Raw genomic sequence first — 14,035 nt, 5'->3', positions numbered from 1 at the left:
TCGCCTGACCCGGCAAACCCCGCATTCACCACTCGAGACCCGCGTGCCCCTTTGGATCGACACCCCCGACGCGCTGCGTGCGCACCTGCAGACGCTGCCCGCCTGGGTGGGACTGGATACCGAATTCATCCGCGAAAAGACTTTCTGGCCGCAGCTAGCATTGGTCCAGATCGCGATCGGCGACACCACGCTGCTGGTCGATCCACTGGTCCCCGGGATGTGCGAGGCACTCGCCCCCCTGCTGACCGACACCGGCGTGGTCAAGGTGATGCACAGCGCCAGTGAGGACCTGATCGCCCTGCGCTGCGCCTGCGGCGTGCTGCCAAGTCCGATCTTCGACACCCAGATCGCCGCGGCGCTGTCCGGCCTGGCCGGCGGCATGGGCTACCAGAAGCTGGTGGCCGAGATCACCGGCGTCACCCTGTCCAAGGGCGAGACCCGTTCGGATTGGCTCAAGCGTCCCCTCAGCGCCTCCCAGCTGGAATACGCCGCCGACGATGTAACCCACCTGGGCGCACTGTACGAGACCCTCTCCTCCCGCCTGCAGGCGCGCGGGCGCAGCGCCTGGTTGGAAGCCGACTGCGCACGCATGGTCGCCCAGGCCAGCGAGGACAACGGCGAGCGCTGGCCACACCTGTCCATGCGCAGCGCCCAGTTCCTCGATGCCGCCGCGCAACGGCGTCTGTTGCGCCTGTTGCGTTGGCGCGAAGCCCAGGCCCGCAGCAGCGACCGGCCCAAGAGCTGGATCCTGGACAACGAGCTGGCCGCCACCCTCGCGCGCACGCCCCCGGCCACCCGCGAGGCCCTGGCCAAGCTCTTCGAGACCCTGCCCAAGGCGCCGCGCAAGCTCGCCGATCCGATCTGGACGGCGCTGGATACGTCGCTGCCCGACGAGGACCAGGCGCCGCTGGCCAAGGCCAGCGACAGCGACCGCAACCGCCTCAAGAAACTGCAGGACGCCGTCTCCAGGACTTCAGCCGAGCTGGAGCTGCCCGATGGCATCCTCGCGTCGCGGCGCTGGCTGGAAGCGCTAATGGAGCGCGGCGAGTGGCCGGCGGCGCTGTCGGGCTGGCGTCGCGAGCATCTTGAACCGGTGCTGGCGCCCCTGCTGTCACAGCGCTGAGTCTGCGGGTACGGGACGCACAGGGGCGCTGCGCCCCAATCGCCATGTCACGCGCCTTCCTCCGCGCCACGCCACACCCCCCGCCTGCGCAGGCCCGCCCGAGCCCGGGGGGACCGAACGCAATGTTCGGCCCCTGACCGACGCCCTCATGTCCAGCTCTCGCCCGACACCGCCCTCTCCCGGCTCCGCTGCTCCGCTGCGGCTGGATCGCTACGACCTGAAGATCCTGCGCGTGTTGTCCAGCGACGCGCGAGTCACCAAGTCGAATCTGGCGGCCTCGGTCAACCTTTCGGTCGGCGCGACCTGGGAGCGGGTCCGCAAGCTGGAAGAGCGCGGGTTGATCCGGGGCTACCAGGCGGTGATCGACTGGCAGCGGATGTTCCGCACCAGCCAGGTCCTGGTGCAGATCGAACTGGGCATGCACGGAGGTGATGCCATGCGCCGTTTCGCCGCGCGCATGGCCCAGGCGCCGGAGGTGGCGTTCTGTTACGCCACCGGTGGCGGCATCGACTACATCGCGATGATCCACTGCCGCGATATCGACCACTACCAGCAATTCATGGAGGGCCTGCTGAGCGAGGAGATCGGGATCGCGCGCTACTACACCTACGTGGTGACCAAGGAAATCAAGGCCCCGGACGGCGCGCCCCCTGCAGATCTGACACTACCGGGCGACTAAGCAACCCCGGGCCGGAATGCACCGTGCCCGGACAGCAGACCGGCGCACCTTTGATGGATGGCATTGAGCTGCTGTAGCGCCATCGTATCGGCTTCCTCATCCAGCCGATACGACAGATTGGCCACGCAGGTGTTGGCTCCATGCCGCCGAACTCGCTAGCTTCAACGTGCCTGCCTGCGTTGGACGCACGCATTCTGCGGCGCAGTCATTCCCAACGCCGCTGACGCCAACTCAAGGCGTCAGGACCACTTTGCGGCAGTCGTCCTTCTTCTCGTCGAAGAGCTTGTAGCCCTCGGCGGCTTCGGCCAGTTTCATGCGGTGGGAAATAATGATGTCCGGCGCAAGGTCTCCGTTTTCGATGAACTCAAGCAGCTCGGGCAGATACTTGTGCACATGCGTCTGGCCGAGGGCGAAGGTCAGCCCCTTGTCGAAGGCATCACCAATCAGGAAGCCATGAATGAAGCCGGCATAGACGCCCGGAACGCTGACGACGCCGCCACGACGGGTCGCCGTAATGCACTGTCGCAACACTTCGCCCGAGCTTGTTTCGAGCTTCAGCGTGCCCAGTAACGTCTCCGTGGCACTGCCCTTGGCTTCAAACCCGACGGCATCGATCGAGGCAGCGACACCGCGTCCGTGGGTCTTCTCCAGAATCAGCTCCGAAGGGTCGCCATCGTCGAAATTGATCGGAATGACGCCGTAGGTGGAAGCTGCGAAATCCAGGCGGTACTTCTCCGAATCGACCATGAAGATCTGCTCTGCGCCAAGCATCCGGGCACACGCGGCCGCCATCAGGCCCACCGGACCTGCTCCGAAAATCGCAACGGTCGACCCCGGCTTGACCTTGGCATTGAGAACGGCCTGGTAGCCGGTCGGCAGGATGTCAGACAAGAACAACACCTTTTCATCGGCCAGGCTGCCGGGCACCACGAACGGGCCGACGTTGGCTTTCGGAACCCGCACATACTCCGCCTGGCCGCCCGGCACGCCCCCATAAAGGTGGGAATAGCCAAAGAGCGCCGCTGGCGGTGTCATCTTGGACCGCTTGCGCAGGCTCGCGCCTTCATCGGGATTGGTGGTTTCGCACGCCGCGAAGAGATCGTTCTCGCAGAAAAAACACTTGCCGCACGCAATCACGAAGGGGATCACCACGCGGTCTCCCTTCTTGACCGTCGAGACCCCGGAGCCCGCGTCTTCCACGATCCCCATGAATTCGTGGCCGAAAATGTCCCCGTGCTTGGTTTCGGGGATCTTTCCATGAAAGAGATGAAGGTCCGAGCCGCAGATGGCCGTGGCGGTGACGCGGAGCAGGATGTCGTCTGACTCGACAAGCGTGGGATCGGGGACCGTTTCGACCCGAACGTCTTTCGATCCGTGGTAGGTCAATGCCTTCATTGGATGTTCCTAAGTTTGAGGACGGTCGCCGCCATCCAGGCGCAAGGGGATGCGCAAAAGGAGTCGCTCAATCGCGCTGACCGCTTGGATCGGCGTAATCGTGCTCGGGATCGACCTTGGGTCGGTCGGGATCGTCCGGGTTGTCGCGCTTCTTCTTCAAGGCCTCTTCGTCGTTGAGAACCTTGTCTGGGGTGTGACCCTTTGACTGATCGCTGTGGTCGTTGGGTTCGGTTGTCGGCGTGTTCACGTGTTTCTCCTTATGAGCGGGACCGAAAGGGAAAGCGCTGGCGCGGAAGGTTTCCGCCGGCGCTTCGTTGCGCTTTATTTCGACATCGATTTCCTGGTCTTCATGGCGCTACTCCTTACATGGGCTGGGTCGAAGCATTGAGCGTCGGCATCTGGGCGGCCTCCAGTGTCTTGAGAAAGTCAGCAAAGCCGCCACGCGCGCGGGCGCTCCTGCGAGCGCTCGTCCACACCACCGGTTCGGATGCCCAAGCGATCCGCGCGCATTGCGCCTCCAAGGCTCGGATCAGCCCGACGTCCTCGTTACATCCAAGTAGAGGGAACCCGCCGCACTTGCTGTACATCGCGGCGCTGACGCCCATGTTTGCGCCGTGGATCCGGCCGTGCCCCACGCCTCGCGCCTGGGTGTGAGCAAAAGCCAGGCGCACGGCGTCGGGGAAATCCAGCCAATCCTCAACCTCGACAATCCCGCAGAAGGCATCTGCGCCTGTGTTTCTCTGGCCAACCAGCCAATCGTCGGGCACCCGCGAATCGGCATCGGTCACGGCCAACCAATCCGCGCCAAGTTCCAAGGCCTTGGCAGCCGCTGCTGCGCGGGCTGCGCCCACGCCGCCTGGCGCCGCCACGTCCACGATCGCCGCGCCCATGGACATCGCAATCGCCGCAGTCGCATCGCAGCATCGGTCCACGGCGACAATGACTTGCACGCGTTCGTGGAGTCTGGGATGCGCGATGGCGGCCCCGATCGACGCCAAACAGGCCTGGATGCACTCGGCCTCGTTGTGGGCGGGAATGATGACGCCAATCACCTCAAGCCTTCCTGCTGGGCCACCGAAAGGGGATGGGCTGTCCAGGCTTCCAAGAGGAAGTCGTTGTCCTCGTAGCGGTAGGCCAGCGGAAGCGATAGCAGGTGTCCAATGCAGTGATGCACGGCCAAGCCATCCTGGTGGGCTTGCTCGAACGCATGCTTCCAGTGGCAGGCCACCAGCAGGCCCTCCGGCGTGAGACTGTCTTCCACACGCTCCACCAGATCTTTCAGTTCATCGGGCTGGAGGTAATAGCCGACCTCGCTCACGACAATGAGATCGAAACTGCCGTGGGGCCACTGCTGGGGGTGGCACGCTTGCACGATCTCCACGTTGCTGCGCGCGCCAACCCGTTGCGCGGCTTGCGCGACCGCCTCGCCCGACATATCCGTGGCCAGCAGGGTCTGGCAGCGGGCCGCGAGCCCGCGCGTGGTCTCGCCATTGGAGCAGCCCAGCTCCCAGGCTCGGGCAAATCCGGCACGTGGGAGGGTGGCCAGCAAGATGTCGCGCTTTCGCGATTCATACCATCTGGTGCCGTATCCGAACGGATCCTGCTGCTGGTAGATCGTGTCGAAGTAGTCCGCTCTTTCTTGCGCGTTCATCGGATGAAGACCTCAAACGGGCGCTGAAACCGAGCCAGGGCCCAGGGGGGAAGGACGGGAGACCCAGGCGCGGGGCTGATGTGACCGGTCTGCGATTCGAAGGCCTTGATGGCCTTCGATTTGGCCTGGTGCGTGGCTTCCGGAAGCGGCAGTCGGACCGCCGCATCCAAAAACGAGCTGTTCTCGGGATCGTCCCAATGCCATGCCCAGACCGGGTATTGCACGAGCCGCGCCCCGCATCGCGACGCCGCATCGGCTGCGGCGTCGGCGCACGCTTCGTGGTCCGGATGCCCATCGCGCGAATAGGTCACCAGCACCAGGTCGGATGGAACGAAGATCTGCGCCAAACGCGTGGCCACCTCACTGGCCTGCCCTCCAATCTCGCCGTCGCCCGCGTCGAGCCGCTCGATGCTGCCTTCCGCGATCCCCAGCGCCGCCAGCGCGGTGATCAACTCGGCCTGGCGCACCCTGGCCAACCGTTCCGGCGGCCAGGCGGTTTCGGTCGGATAGGCAGCCTCTCCATCGGTGACGGATATCACCAGGACGTGCAGGCCTGCCTGGTGGGCAAGCGCCATGAAGCCACCGCAGCCGAGCACTTCGTCGTCCGGATGCGGAGCCACGACCACCAGCCGCTTGGCATCGCCGAGCAACGCGTCCGGGGTGACGCTTTTGAGGGCGGCAAGCTGGCGCGAGGCCGCCCATTGCGCCTCATCCACGCCCTGCCCCTCGATCCGCTCGCCTCTCAAAGCGCCCATTCGCTGCCGTCCTGATGCAGGGCTTCGCCCATCCACTGCTCGTCGCGCTGGCCGTGGCACTGACGTATGAAGGCGGCAAGGTCAGCGCAGCGCTGCGCGTGCTCGGCATCGGTGCAGAGCGACGCCGGACCCAGTGCAAGGGCCGCACGCTCCATGACATCGCGGCAGATCCGATCCACGAAGCAACGCAGCCGGGTGACAGCCAGGCGGTGGCTGTCGCTCGGGTTTCGATCGATGGCTCCAGCCAAGTGATGGAGCATGAGGCGGGCGGCGGTCAGCCCTTCGTCCATCGCGCCCAGATGTGCGGCGAAAAAAGGATTGTTTGCGACCCGATTGGAATCGCGGACGCGGCTGGCGATGGCGGCCGCTGCGCCATACCAACACGCGGCGATCCCGGCGCCGCCGTGCCAGAAGCCCGGTCGATCCAGGTAAAAGCTTGCATCGCCCACAAGGCGCGCGGGCGCGGCGCTGAACCGCCCTTGCCCCGTAGGAACGTCTCGCATCCCCGGGCCGTGCCATTCGTGGGCGTTCAACCGGAAGTGACGCGATTCGAGCGCGACGGCGCAAAGCGGCCGGCTGGCCCCGCTTTGGACAGTGACCAGCGCGTGGGTCACCACCGCCTCATCCGCGCTGCACCAGGGCTTGATCCCGCTGACGATCCCACGTCCTGCGTCGAACTGGACCGAATCGTCAGGGCCACCTGCTGCCCAAACCGCCCACACCGTGCCGGGCGGCGCCAGAGGCTCTCCTGCTTCCTGGAGGATCGCGAGGGCGTCGTAATGCGCTTCCAGGATCTTGGCCAACGGCAAGCTTTCGGCGCCCCATGCGCTTAGAGCACGCCAGCGACCCAAGGTGTCGCCACCCCCGGGCCTGGGCAAGTCACGAACCGAATGCACCGCTTGCCGCACTCGGTCTGACAGCGAGGGAAAGCCCGGGCGCGCGGTCCCCACGCGCTCGGACGAAAGCGTTGTCCTAGTCATGGATCGAAGCTAGGGACGCTTCCGTAATCAGGTGTGAGCCAAATCGCCGCCGATCCTCACACGATGCAGCCACATGCAGGCGCGCCGTGCAGGTGGCTCCATCCCGATCCCGATCCGCCGAAGGCGGCCTTCTCAGTTTCGGCAACGTCGTGGCCACATGCATCGGCTGTGCAAGCCGATCAGCCCCCATCCTTGCCGCGTCGATTCGGACGCACTGCATCAAGGCAGCGCAGAACAGGCCTGTTTCAGCCGCCGCAGCGCGTTTGCTCCGCTTGTTAGGTCGAGCCTTGGCCGGCCTTCGTATGGCTCACCGAGGGAGCCCTGAAGCCTGATGCCGGCTTTCTGCTTCTTGGCCAGACCAGCCCCGCTGCCTGAACGCACTCCGCGACGGTCTGCCAGGCCATATCCCTCGCTTGGTAGAGCAAAAGATGCGCTGTTAACTCCAAAGTCCGCCGTTTCCCGCACGCCCAGGTGACCACCGAGGCTGTGTCCGCTCGGATGCCACTAAACAGCGGGTCCCTCGTGGATCTCTCAGGTGCGCCGGCTCGGGCCCGCGCCAGCGACGACCCGCTTCGTCAGGGCACCCGGCATTCCCGGGGCGAGTTTCCGAAGTGCACGGAAAGTGCAAGAACGGGAGCATTCGACGAAGCGGGCTCGGCTGCGGATCAGCCTGGTCCTGCCACTGTCCACGCCAGAACATCGATCAAAGACGCTAAGTCATTGAAAAAACAAAGCCGCCCGAAGGCGGCTTTGTCTTGAATCGTGGTGGGCCAGGGTCTCCAAAATAATAGCTGCAACTTGCTGTAATGCAAGGGATTGTTTGGTTGTCGTCTTGGATGTTACCGCCAGAGTTACCGCCAACGTCAGGCGGCTAGGCTATGGCCGGCATCGCGCGCGGTGACCGCTGCGCCCATCCATGCCGCCACTTCAGTGGACACCCAGGCAGCGATGTTGCCGCCAGGGAATTGTACTGGCTTCGGGAATTTGCCCGCAGCCGTCCAGGCATAGAGTGTGGACTTGCTCACGCCGACGGTAGCGATGACCTCGGGCAAGCGCATGAAGTGATACGACAGTGTCGTCTGTGTTTGAGTTGTCATGGCTTCCTTGAAATGAGAAAGGCCCGCTGCACAGGTGCGCAGCGAGCCTTTGGTAGGTGACGCCGGCCCCGTCTGATGGAGAGGCACGGGGGCGACGGAGCCTTCAGTGGTTGGAGTGGGTACCGCGCAATTGCGCAACAAAATCTGGTGCACTCTTCCGCCGGCAAGGCGGCCGAGCGCGGGTCCGGGCTGTCAGGTGTCCAGATGAGCTAGTTGCGCTGGGACAGCGTGTGGGTCAATTGGGACAGGGCAGACATGGTGCAGGGCTGAAGCGAACGAGCAGTTCCACCGACGCAAGTTGGTCGGTGGCACTCACCTCGTCGTTTGCCAGCATCTCAAGTGCCCTGGCACGTACGGCTGGGGATGAGCCATCCACCAGCTTGACGATATTGCGCGCGACCCTCTCCGCATCCCGGTCTAGCTGCTGCTGGTCAGAGCTGGGCAAGCTGGTCTGCCACGGGCTGTTGGCCTCCCGCACGCATCGCCACCTCGGCCAGCCAGTGCCAGGATCAATTGCCAGTGAATTGAACTCCGTAGGGACCACGCGGGGCAAATAAGCCAGCATGCTGCTGACTGTGTTCTTGCTGATGCCAAATCGGCCTGCGACCGAGCGTAACGACTCGCCCCTTGGAAGCTCGTTGGCGCCTCGGTGTGTCAGGATCGCAAGGTACTGCCAAGCCGCATCGCGGCGCTGCTCATTGTGAAGGGCGAGCGATCTGCCAGTGCAGTTCACCAGCTTCGAGACGGTGACGGCGGCATGCCAGTCCATCGGCAAAATGCTCGCGGGAATCGCATCTCGACGAGCCTGTCTATAGGCGGTCAGGCGATGGTGTCCGTCTACTAGGTACAAGCCGGGGGCTACAGGCTCTGCATGCCCGATGTCCGCTATCCACACCGGGTCAAGTTGTGTCTGTTCCGATACTTCTAGCGCTAGTCGAAGGGTGGCGATGTGCTGCTCGCGGCTCTGCTCAATCCGGCCCTTATCCCGAATCGGAACGATGCGGGCCACCCTGGGCTGCAAAGCGTCAGCGAGCCGAACGTCGCCGGTGGGTAGAAGCTGCTGAGGGGTGCGCCTGAATTGCTCAAGCGTGGCGTCGTAATTCATTGCTGTCTCCATGTTAGGTCACGGGAGACGCGCATACGTAGGCATCGTGGAGCAGATTTTTCCTAGGCTAGGCGCGCCGACGAGAGAGCTTTTCTCTGTCGTATGGGTACCAAAACGCTCTGCCTATATAAATCAGCTAGTTAGAGAGGTCGGGGGGGGGCGCCGCTCGCTTGTTTGTCCTCGGATGGAGGCTCTAGCAAAGAGGCCGGAGGTACGCCCAGTGCCTCGGCGAGGCGGTGGATGTTTAACAGCGCAATGTTGCGCTGCCCGCGCTCGACGCCACCCAGGTAGCTGCGCGCAATCCCACTCTCCAGCGCGAGGCGCTCTTGGGAGAGTCCTCGGGCTCGTCTGACCTCGGCTAGTCGCAGTCCGAACAGGACACGCGGATCTGTGGGCATCGCTTCCTCCTGCTTTGGGAAACGATGCCGGTGCACCCTCTATCGGGCCACGCCCTATGAGTTCACCCTCTATAAGTGACATTTTGGTCGTGGTCGCCTTATCATCCGATCCGAGCGCAGTCAGCGCTCGCCTGCGCAACAAATCCTGGAAAAGGGGGTCAGCAATGAAGTTGAAGCTTTGCAGCGTGGCCGGGGCCGCGCTTCTTCTTAGTGCGTGCGCCACTCATGCGGATTGGCTTGTTACCAAGGCCAGCCGGGCCGACGGCGTTGTCGCGCTTTCGTACGAGCGCAACGAGTTCCAACGTCCCGACATGAGCGAGCAGCAGGCAATCCAGCTTGCTGAGCAGAAGTGCAAGAACTGGGGCTACAGAGCGGCGGAGCCTTTCGGATCGCAAAGCACCGAGTGCCTGTCGCGCCGAGGCTTCGGAAACTGCGGATCAAGGCGCGTCACAGTCGAGTTCCAGTGCACCGGCTCTCCCGGTCAGCAGTAGCCGCCAAACGATACAGATGCCGTTGACGCAGGAGGCGCAATGCTTGAGTTCATAGGAACAGTGGCAATATGCGCAGCGGGCCTTTGGCTTGCGCGCTACCTCTGGGGCTTCTGGAGATTCCGTCAAAGTATTAGTGCGGTGGAGGTGCTTGCTTCCGCAGTGAAGTCCAAAGCGGATTTCGTCGCTGCGAAAGCAGGGGCCGATGCTGCAGAGAAAATCTACTTTATTGCAATCTGCCTCAAGAGCGTCGCAGACTCCCTCAGTTACGGCAAGGTGGCAAACTCACTAATCGCCGGCACGCAGCTTGAGGTATTGGAAGGCATGATCGGATCACCAGAAGACGTGGCTTACTTCATGGATAAACCTGTGGAAGCCATCACGGAAATAAGGCTGGGGCTTGTGCGTGCTCGCGATTCATTCGCTCTATTGCATCGGGCAATAGGTGGTTCTCAGATGCGAAGATATTGAAGGGCCGCCGATTACTAGGCGGCCCGGCTTCTTTCTGAGGCAAAATCAAGCGGAAGTGCAAGTGCGTGGGGCGTTATTAGTAGTTCCGTGGCTTTTCGCTTCTCTTGAGCGCTATATCGAAGTGGTATAGTTTGGCAATAAGATTCAGCGTACAGATTGCGGATAGCCTCGCAGTCATCGTATGTCACCATCCACGGCAGCTTGAGCTTCTGCACCATGAAGGCTAATGAAGCATGATCATTATGCTCATAGAAGCTTGTGTATAGCTCGGGCCCGCGTTTGTAGTAGGGGGGGTCAAGATTAACTAGTGTATGTTCACCGTATTTTTTTTGCAGCGAACCGACTAGTTCTAGCGCATCCAATGACGTGAGTTCGATGGCATTTCTGTACTGAGAAATCTCAACGATCTTTCGTTCAAGATCATTCTTATTGAATCGGCAGTCAAGCAGATAATTGCCCTGCTGCGATAATCCGCCGATCACGCCAGCCTTGAGAATGCCGGAGCGATTTGTACGATTGAGGAATAGCGTAGAAAAGCCAAGGGTAAGCATTGAGGATCGCCCATCCGTCTGGATGCGCCGCTGGCGATGCCATTCTTCTATGGTGACAGGTGTACGCCACATGCGATCTAGCAGGGCATCCGTCTTGTATAGGACGCTATGCCAAAAAGCATGGATGGATGGATCAATGTCGTTGATATGAAGTCGGGCGACCTTGCCTTCTAGTAGTAGTCCTAGTGCAAGTCCACATCCGCCCGCGAACGGTTCAATGTAGGTGCAGTGAAACAGCTGGTTTGCACGCAATATTTCAACCAGAAGCGGCATTAGCTGTGACTTGCCGCCAGGATAGCGAAGAGGGGTGACAGTAACTGGCATGTGCTACAGGCCTTCCACAAGCAGCGGCCACAGAAAATCCAGATCATCCCAGTTGGTAATGAGGTCGGCTTTAGTGGGTAATACTGCCCCATGTACCAGTGTGCCCAAGTACTTGGCGCTATTACGATGATCCTGTTGGTATGCCGCCAAATAGAATGGATGAAGCCGGTTCTTCAGTGATGATTTTCCATGGGTTGCGATAAGGGCGGCGTCATTCAATAGGTGCTGATACACGCCCTTCATCCATGCATCCAGGTCGCCAGAAACAGGCGTGCCCTTCTTGATGGCGAATCGCTTAATCAGCGTCTCTAAGAATGCGCGATATAGGTACGCAGCTGCGTATGGAAATTGGTCGGCATCGATGCTGCGCAGTTCAACGAACAATCTGGCGAGGCGATTGTCTTTAAAGTGAGGTACGAAAATTGGAGGCACGACCTTGGCGCGGTCAGCGGGGTGCGGTTGCGCTCTTCTACGGGCGGGACTTTTGCTGGCTGCTCGGGATGCGCGCGGGGAGTATGGCTCATCCACGTAAGTGGCCGGGGCAAATCCACCTGCCTTCAAGCCGGCTGCGTAGGTCTCGATTTCTGGTGCATTGGCGCGGGAATTGACTTTAGCTCCTCGTCCAATCGAGTCCTTGAGGAACTGTGTGGCGACGCGGTCGAACTGCGATTGGTCAACATGAATTTCAAGTGCATCAGGGCGTGATGCAATCCCCATCTGACTGCGGAGTGCGGCGTTTTTGAGGAATCGCGTGATGGTAGTGATCTTGATGGCGTCCAGATCATTTTCCGGGAGTAACCCGCGATCCTTCGCGTAGGCCAGGAGTTGCTCAGACTGCGCGTTGGGATGAGATTTTCCCAGTGCCTGAGCATTTCGGGTTTTCTGTTTGCTGTTCCATTGGCGCGTACCTATGCCGCCTTGCTGGCCTTGATGTTGAACCGTTTTCCATAAATGGGCTTCTTCTTCGCCACTGCACAGGACTACCTCAACGCGGCCGCCAGGAATAGTTCCGTTCGCTCGTGCGCGTTCGATTACCCGACGTGTCTCGTCGTCGGGTGCCTTAGTGGGGTCGTTCAGCATCTTCAGCGCAGCCACTCGACGATTACCTTCTACAACGATGTAGCGGCGAGCGAGTGTCGGATGCGGCAAAACTCCGATGTTCTGGAACGGATTCAATGCACCATGTTTTGCGATGTGCTTGGCTAAGGGTAAAGTCCTTTCGTCCGCGACGAGAATCGAAATGGCATCGCGTTCGGCTTGCACCGGCTCATGGCGAGGGTTGTATTCGTCAAGGTCGAGCTGCCCCAAGCCTACAGTTATACGGCGCGTTGATTCCATGTATCCCCCCCTTCTCGCAGCATTCCTAATGCGGTGGCGGTGAGTCTTGTCAACTCACCAGATGGTCCGTTTGCCCCAATCATAAGGCCTGCAAACCGCGCTTCGGTAGCCCCGTCCATAGCGGTTGCACTCCAAGGTCGGCGGACTGGCCGCTACGCTGCTCTGCGTTTGAGCCCTGCAATTTTGTCAACGGGTTCTGCTCGCAGAGCATCAAGGCAATCTGCCCATGTCTGCATCATCTTCTTGCGCTCGTCTAGGTACTGCGCTTGGTTATAGATGCCGCGTACTCCGGGCATCTTATGGGTCAGCGCGGATTCGATTGCATCAGGGTTCCAACCGCCCATTTCATTGAGCAGCGTGCTCGCCATGTGCCTGAAGCCATGGATGGTGCTTTCGCCCTTCTCGATGCCGCAGCGTCGTGCTGCTACAAGGATGGCGTTGCTGGATATGTGCTTGCGCGGGTCGCGTCCGCCAGAGAAGACGAACTCACCACGCCCGGTAAGGGGATGTAGATCGCGCAGGATTTCCACCGCCTGGGAGGACAGCGCGGCGATGTGGGTGCGCTTGGTCTTCGTTACGAAGTAGCGCCACTGGCCGACATCCAAGTACAACTCGGCCCACCTCATGCGGACAAGTTCGCCGGGACGGGCGAACAGCAGTGGGGCTAGGAGCAGCGCGCTCCGAACAATCGGCCTGCTGGTGCTGCTGTCGATCTTCCTCAGTAGGGCGGTCGCCGCTGCCGGAGTCGTCGCGGCGGCGAATGGCATGGGGCGCCAGGGCGTCAGCGCGCCCTTTAGGGCTCCGGTCGGGTCGCCGTCGGCTCGTCCAGTCCTCACGGCGTAACGGAAGACCGCTCCGCAGGTCTGTAGGGCGCGATGGGCGGTCTCGATGGCTCCGCGCTGCTCGATCCGCTCCAGATGCTTCAGTAGTTCTGGCGCAGTGATGGCCCCAACTGGGCGGGTACCGATCCACGGGAAGATGTCGCTCTCCAGACGGCGGATGATCTTGTCCGCGTACTGGGGGCTCCATTCCTTCTGCTGCTTGGCGAACCATTCGCGGGCGACGACCTCGAAGCTGTTGGCGGCTGCGGCCTCGCCAGCGGCCTTGACGGCCTTCCTCTGTTCGCCGGGGTCGATCTTGGCTGCAAGCTGGCGGCGTGCTTCTGCAAGCCTCTCGCGTGCGTCTGCAAGGCTCACTTCCGGGTAGGTGCCGAATGAAATCGTATTGCGCTTGCCCGTGATAGGGCGGCGATAGTCGTAGCGCCACCAGCGTGCGCCATCAGGTCGTAGCAGTAGGTACAGGCCGTTGCCATCTCGCAGCTTCTGCGGCGTGGCGGCGGGCTTCGCCTTGCGGATGGCGGTATCGGTGAGAGGCATTGGGCGGCTCCTTGACGGTAACAGGCTAAGGGAGTGCCCTGGCTACCGCCAAATCTACCGCCACTTACCGCCGGATTCGGCTGGTCTGGGCTGGACTGCTCTGGATACGAAAAAGGCCGGAAAGCCTGTGATTTCAGGACTTTCCAGCCTTGGTCGCACCGTCTAGGACGGAAATATGGTGGAGCCAGGGAGGATCGAACTCCCGACCTCGTCATTGCGAACGACGCGCTCTCCCAGCTGAGCTATGGCCCCACGTGGCCCGCGCATTCTACCGGCCGCGCGCGCGCCTTGCCAACATCGCCGG

16 protein-coding genes and 1 tRNA gene are annotated in these 14,035 nt (G+C 61.8%); 4 read left to right on the top strand and 13 right to left on the bottom strand.

Annotated elements, in window-relative coordinates; all coding sequences use genetic code 11:
* Positions 1–43: 43 nt before the first annotated feature.
* Complete coding sequence (gene rnd, locus PJ250_RS15930; RefSeq protein ID WP_271645554.1) at positions 44–1,123, top strand: ribonuclease D; 1,080 nt, start codon at positions 44–46, stop codon at positions 1,121–1,123.
* 148 nt (positions 1,124–1,271) lie between these two features.
* A complete protein-coding gene (locus PJ250_RS15925) occupies positions 1,272–1,802 on the top strand; it encodes an Lrp/AsnC family transcriptional regulator (protein ID WP_271645553.1) in 531 nt (176 codons plus the stop codon).
* Positions 1,803–2,033: 231 nt separating this feature from the next.
* Here the strand turns inward: PJ250_RS15925 and PJ250_RS15920 are convergent, their stop codons facing one another.
* From PJ250_RS15920 to PJ250_RS15880, 9 genes are all read right to left on the bottom strand, one after another.
* Positions 2,034–3,197 carry a zinc-dependent alcohol dehydrogenase gene (locus tag PJ250_RS15920; RefSeq protein ID WP_271645551.1) on the bottom strand — a complete coding sequence of 388 codons (1,164 nt, stop codon included), beginning with the start codon at positions 3,195–3,197 and terminating at the stop codon, positions 2,034–2,036.
* Positions 3,198–3,264: 67 nt separating this feature from the next.
* Positions 3,265–3,444, bottom strand: coding sequence for a hypothetical protein (locus PJ250_RS15915; protein WP_271645550.1), 180 nt, complete (start codon positions 3,442–3,444; stop codon positions 3,265–3,267).
* Positions 3,445–3,559: 115 nt separating this feature from the next.
* Positions 3,560–4,249 carry a glycosyltransferase family 2 protein gene (locus PJ250_RS15910; protein WP_271645548.1) on the bottom strand — a complete coding sequence of 230 codons (690 nt, stop codon included), beginning with the start codon at positions 4,247–4,249 and terminating at the stop codon, positions 3,560–3,562.
* On the bottom strand, positions 4,246–4,848 hold the full coding sequence (locus PJ250_RS15905; RefSeq protein WP_271645546.1) for a class I SAM-dependent DNA methyltransferase: 603 nt from the start codon (positions 4,846–4,848) through the stop codon (positions 4,246–4,248). The genes PJ250_RS15910 and PJ250_RS15905 overlap by 4 nt, the downstream gene beginning before the upstream one ends.
* Positions 4,845–5,603 (bottom strand): PIG-L deacetylase family protein, encoded by a 759-nt coding sequence (locus PJ250_RS15900; protein ID WP_271645545.1) that lies wholly within the window; start codon positions 5,601–5,603, stop codon positions 4,845–4,847. Before PJ250_RS15900 ends, PJ250_RS15905 begins: the two co-directional genes overlap by 4 nt.
* Complete coding sequence (locus PJ250_RS15895; RefSeq protein ID WP_271645544.1) at positions 5,591–6,406, bottom strand: acyl-CoA dehydrogenase family protein; 816 nt, start codon at positions 6,404–6,406, stop codon at positions 5,591–5,593. The genes PJ250_RS15900 and PJ250_RS15895 overlap by 13 nt, the downstream gene beginning before the upstream one ends.
* A 1,040-nt stretch (positions 6,407–7,446) precedes the next feature.
* Positions 7,447–7,833, bottom strand: a complete 387-nt coding sequence (locus PJ250_RS15890) for a helix-turn-helix transcriptional regulator (RefSeq protein WP_271645543.1) — start codon at positions 7,831–7,833, stop codon at positions 7,447–7,449.
* A gap of 82 nt (positions 7,834–7,915) precedes the next feature.
* On the bottom strand, positions 7,916–8,785 hold the full coding sequence (locus PJ250_RS15885) for a ParB/RepB/Spo0J family partition protein (RefSeq protein WP_271645542.1): 870 nt from the start codon (positions 8,783–8,785) through the stop codon (positions 7,916–7,918).
* Between the two features lie 140 nt (positions 8,786–8,925).
* On the bottom strand, positions 8,926–9,183 hold the full coding sequence (locus PJ250_RS15880) for a type II toxin-antitoxin system RelB family anti-toxin (RefSeq protein WP_271645541.1): 258 nt from the start codon (positions 9,181–9,183) through the stop codon (positions 8,926–8,928).
* 164 nt (positions 9,184–9,347) lie between these two features.
* On the opposite strand from PJ250_RS15880, the gene yecR reads away from it, so the two are divergent.
* Together yecR and PJ250_RS15870 are read left to right on the top strand one after the other, a co-directional pair.
* Complete coding sequence (gene yecR, locus PJ250_RS15875) at positions 9,348–9,674, top strand: YecR family lipoprotein (RefSeq protein WP_271645540.1); 327 nt, start codon at positions 9,348–9,350, stop codon at positions 9,672–9,674.
* Positions 9,675–9,713: 39 nt separating this feature from the next.
* A complete protein-coding gene (locus PJ250_RS15870) occupies positions 9,714–10,142 on the top strand; it encodes a hypothetical protein (protein WP_271645539.1) in 429 nt (142 codons plus the stop codon).
* Between the two features lie 14 nt (positions 10,143–10,156).
* Here the strand turns inward: PJ250_RS15870 and PJ250_RS15865 are convergent, their stop codons facing one another.
* From PJ250_RS15865 to PJ250_RS15850, 4 genes are all read right to left on the bottom strand, one after another.
* A complete protein-coding gene (locus PJ250_RS15865) occupies positions 10,157–11,017 on the bottom strand; it encodes a DNA adenine methylase (protein WP_271645537.1) in 861 nt (286 codons plus the stop codon).
* 3 nt (positions 11,018–11,020) lie between these two features.
* Positions 11,021–12,355 (bottom strand): ParB N-terminal domain-containing protein, encoded by a 1,335-nt coding sequence (locus tag PJ250_RS15860; protein ID WP_271645536.1) that lies wholly within the window; start codon positions 12,353–12,355, stop codon positions 11,021–11,023.
* Positions 12,356–12,507: 152 nt separating this feature from the next.
* Positions 12,508–13,731, bottom strand: a complete 1,224-nt coding sequence (locus PJ250_RS15855) for a tyrosine-type recombinase/integrase (RefSeq protein WP_271645535.1) — start codon at positions 13,729–13,731, stop codon at positions 12,508–12,510.
* Positions 13,732–13,907: 176 nt separating this feature from the next.
* A tRNA-Ala gene (locus PJ250_RS15850) sits at positions 13,908–13,983 on the bottom strand.
* Positions 13,984–14,035 lie beyond the last annotated feature (52 nt).

It is taken from the genome of Pseudoxanthomonas sp. JBR18, from assembly GCF_028198165.1.
Taxonomy (GTDB): domain Bacteria; phylum Pseudomonadota; class Gammaproteobacteria; order Xanthomonadales; family Xanthomonadaceae; genus Pseudoxanthomonas_A.
The sequence above is the reverse complement of the archived record's forward strand: the minus strand, read 5'-3'. Positions and strand labels throughout refer to the sequence as shown.

What these genes read in the sequence shown, in the direction of transcription:
- PJ250_RS15900 (WP_271645545.1), bottom strand. Translation starts at nt 5,603, where the DNA reads ATGGGCGCTTTGAGAGGCGAGCGGATCGAGGGGCAGGGCGTGGATGAG.
- PJ250_RS15925 (WP_271645553.1), top strand. Translation starts at nt 1,272, where the DNA reads ATGTCCAGCTCTCGCCCGACACCGCCCTCTCCCGGCTCCGCTGCTCCG.
- PJ250_RS15920 (WP_271645551.1), bottom strand. Translation starts at nt 3,197, where the DNA reads ATGAAGGCATTGACCTACCACGGATCGAAAGACGTTCGGGTCGAAACG.
- PJ250_RS15905 (WP_271645546.1), bottom strand. Translation starts at nt 4,848, where the DNA reads ATGAACGCGCAAGAAAGAGCGGACTACTTCGACACGATCTACCAGCAG.
- PJ250_RS15855 (WP_271645535.1), bottom strand. Translation starts at nt 13,731, where the DNA reads ATGCCTCTCACCGATACCGCCATCCGCAAGGCGAAGCCCGCCGCCACG.
- PJ250_RS15865 (WP_271645537.1), bottom strand. Translation starts at nt 11,017, where the DNA reads ATGCCAGTTACTGTCACCCCTCTTCGCTATCCTGGCGGCAAGTCACAG.
- PJ250_RS15880 (WP_271645541.1), bottom strand. Translation starts at nt 9,183, where the DNA reads ATGCCCACAGATCCGCGTGTCCTGTTCGGACTGCGACTAGCCGAGGTC.
- PJ250_RS15870 (WP_271645539.1), top strand. Translation starts at nt 9,714, where the DNA reads ATGCTTGAGTTCATAGGAACAGTGGCAATATGCGCAGCGGGCCTTTGG.
- PJ250_RS15860 (WP_271645536.1), bottom strand. Translation starts at nt 12,355, where the DNA reads ATGGAATCAACGCGCCGTATAACTGTAGGCTTGGGGCAGCTCGACCTT.
- yecR (WP_271645540.1), top strand. Translation starts at nt 9,348, where the DNA reads ATGAAGTTGAAGCTTTGCAGCGTGGCCGGGGCCGCGCTTCTTCTTAGT.
- PJ250_RS15885 (WP_271645542.1), bottom strand. Translation starts at nt 8,785, where the DNA reads ATGAATTACGACGCCACGCTTGAGCAATTCAGGCGCACCCCTCAGCAG.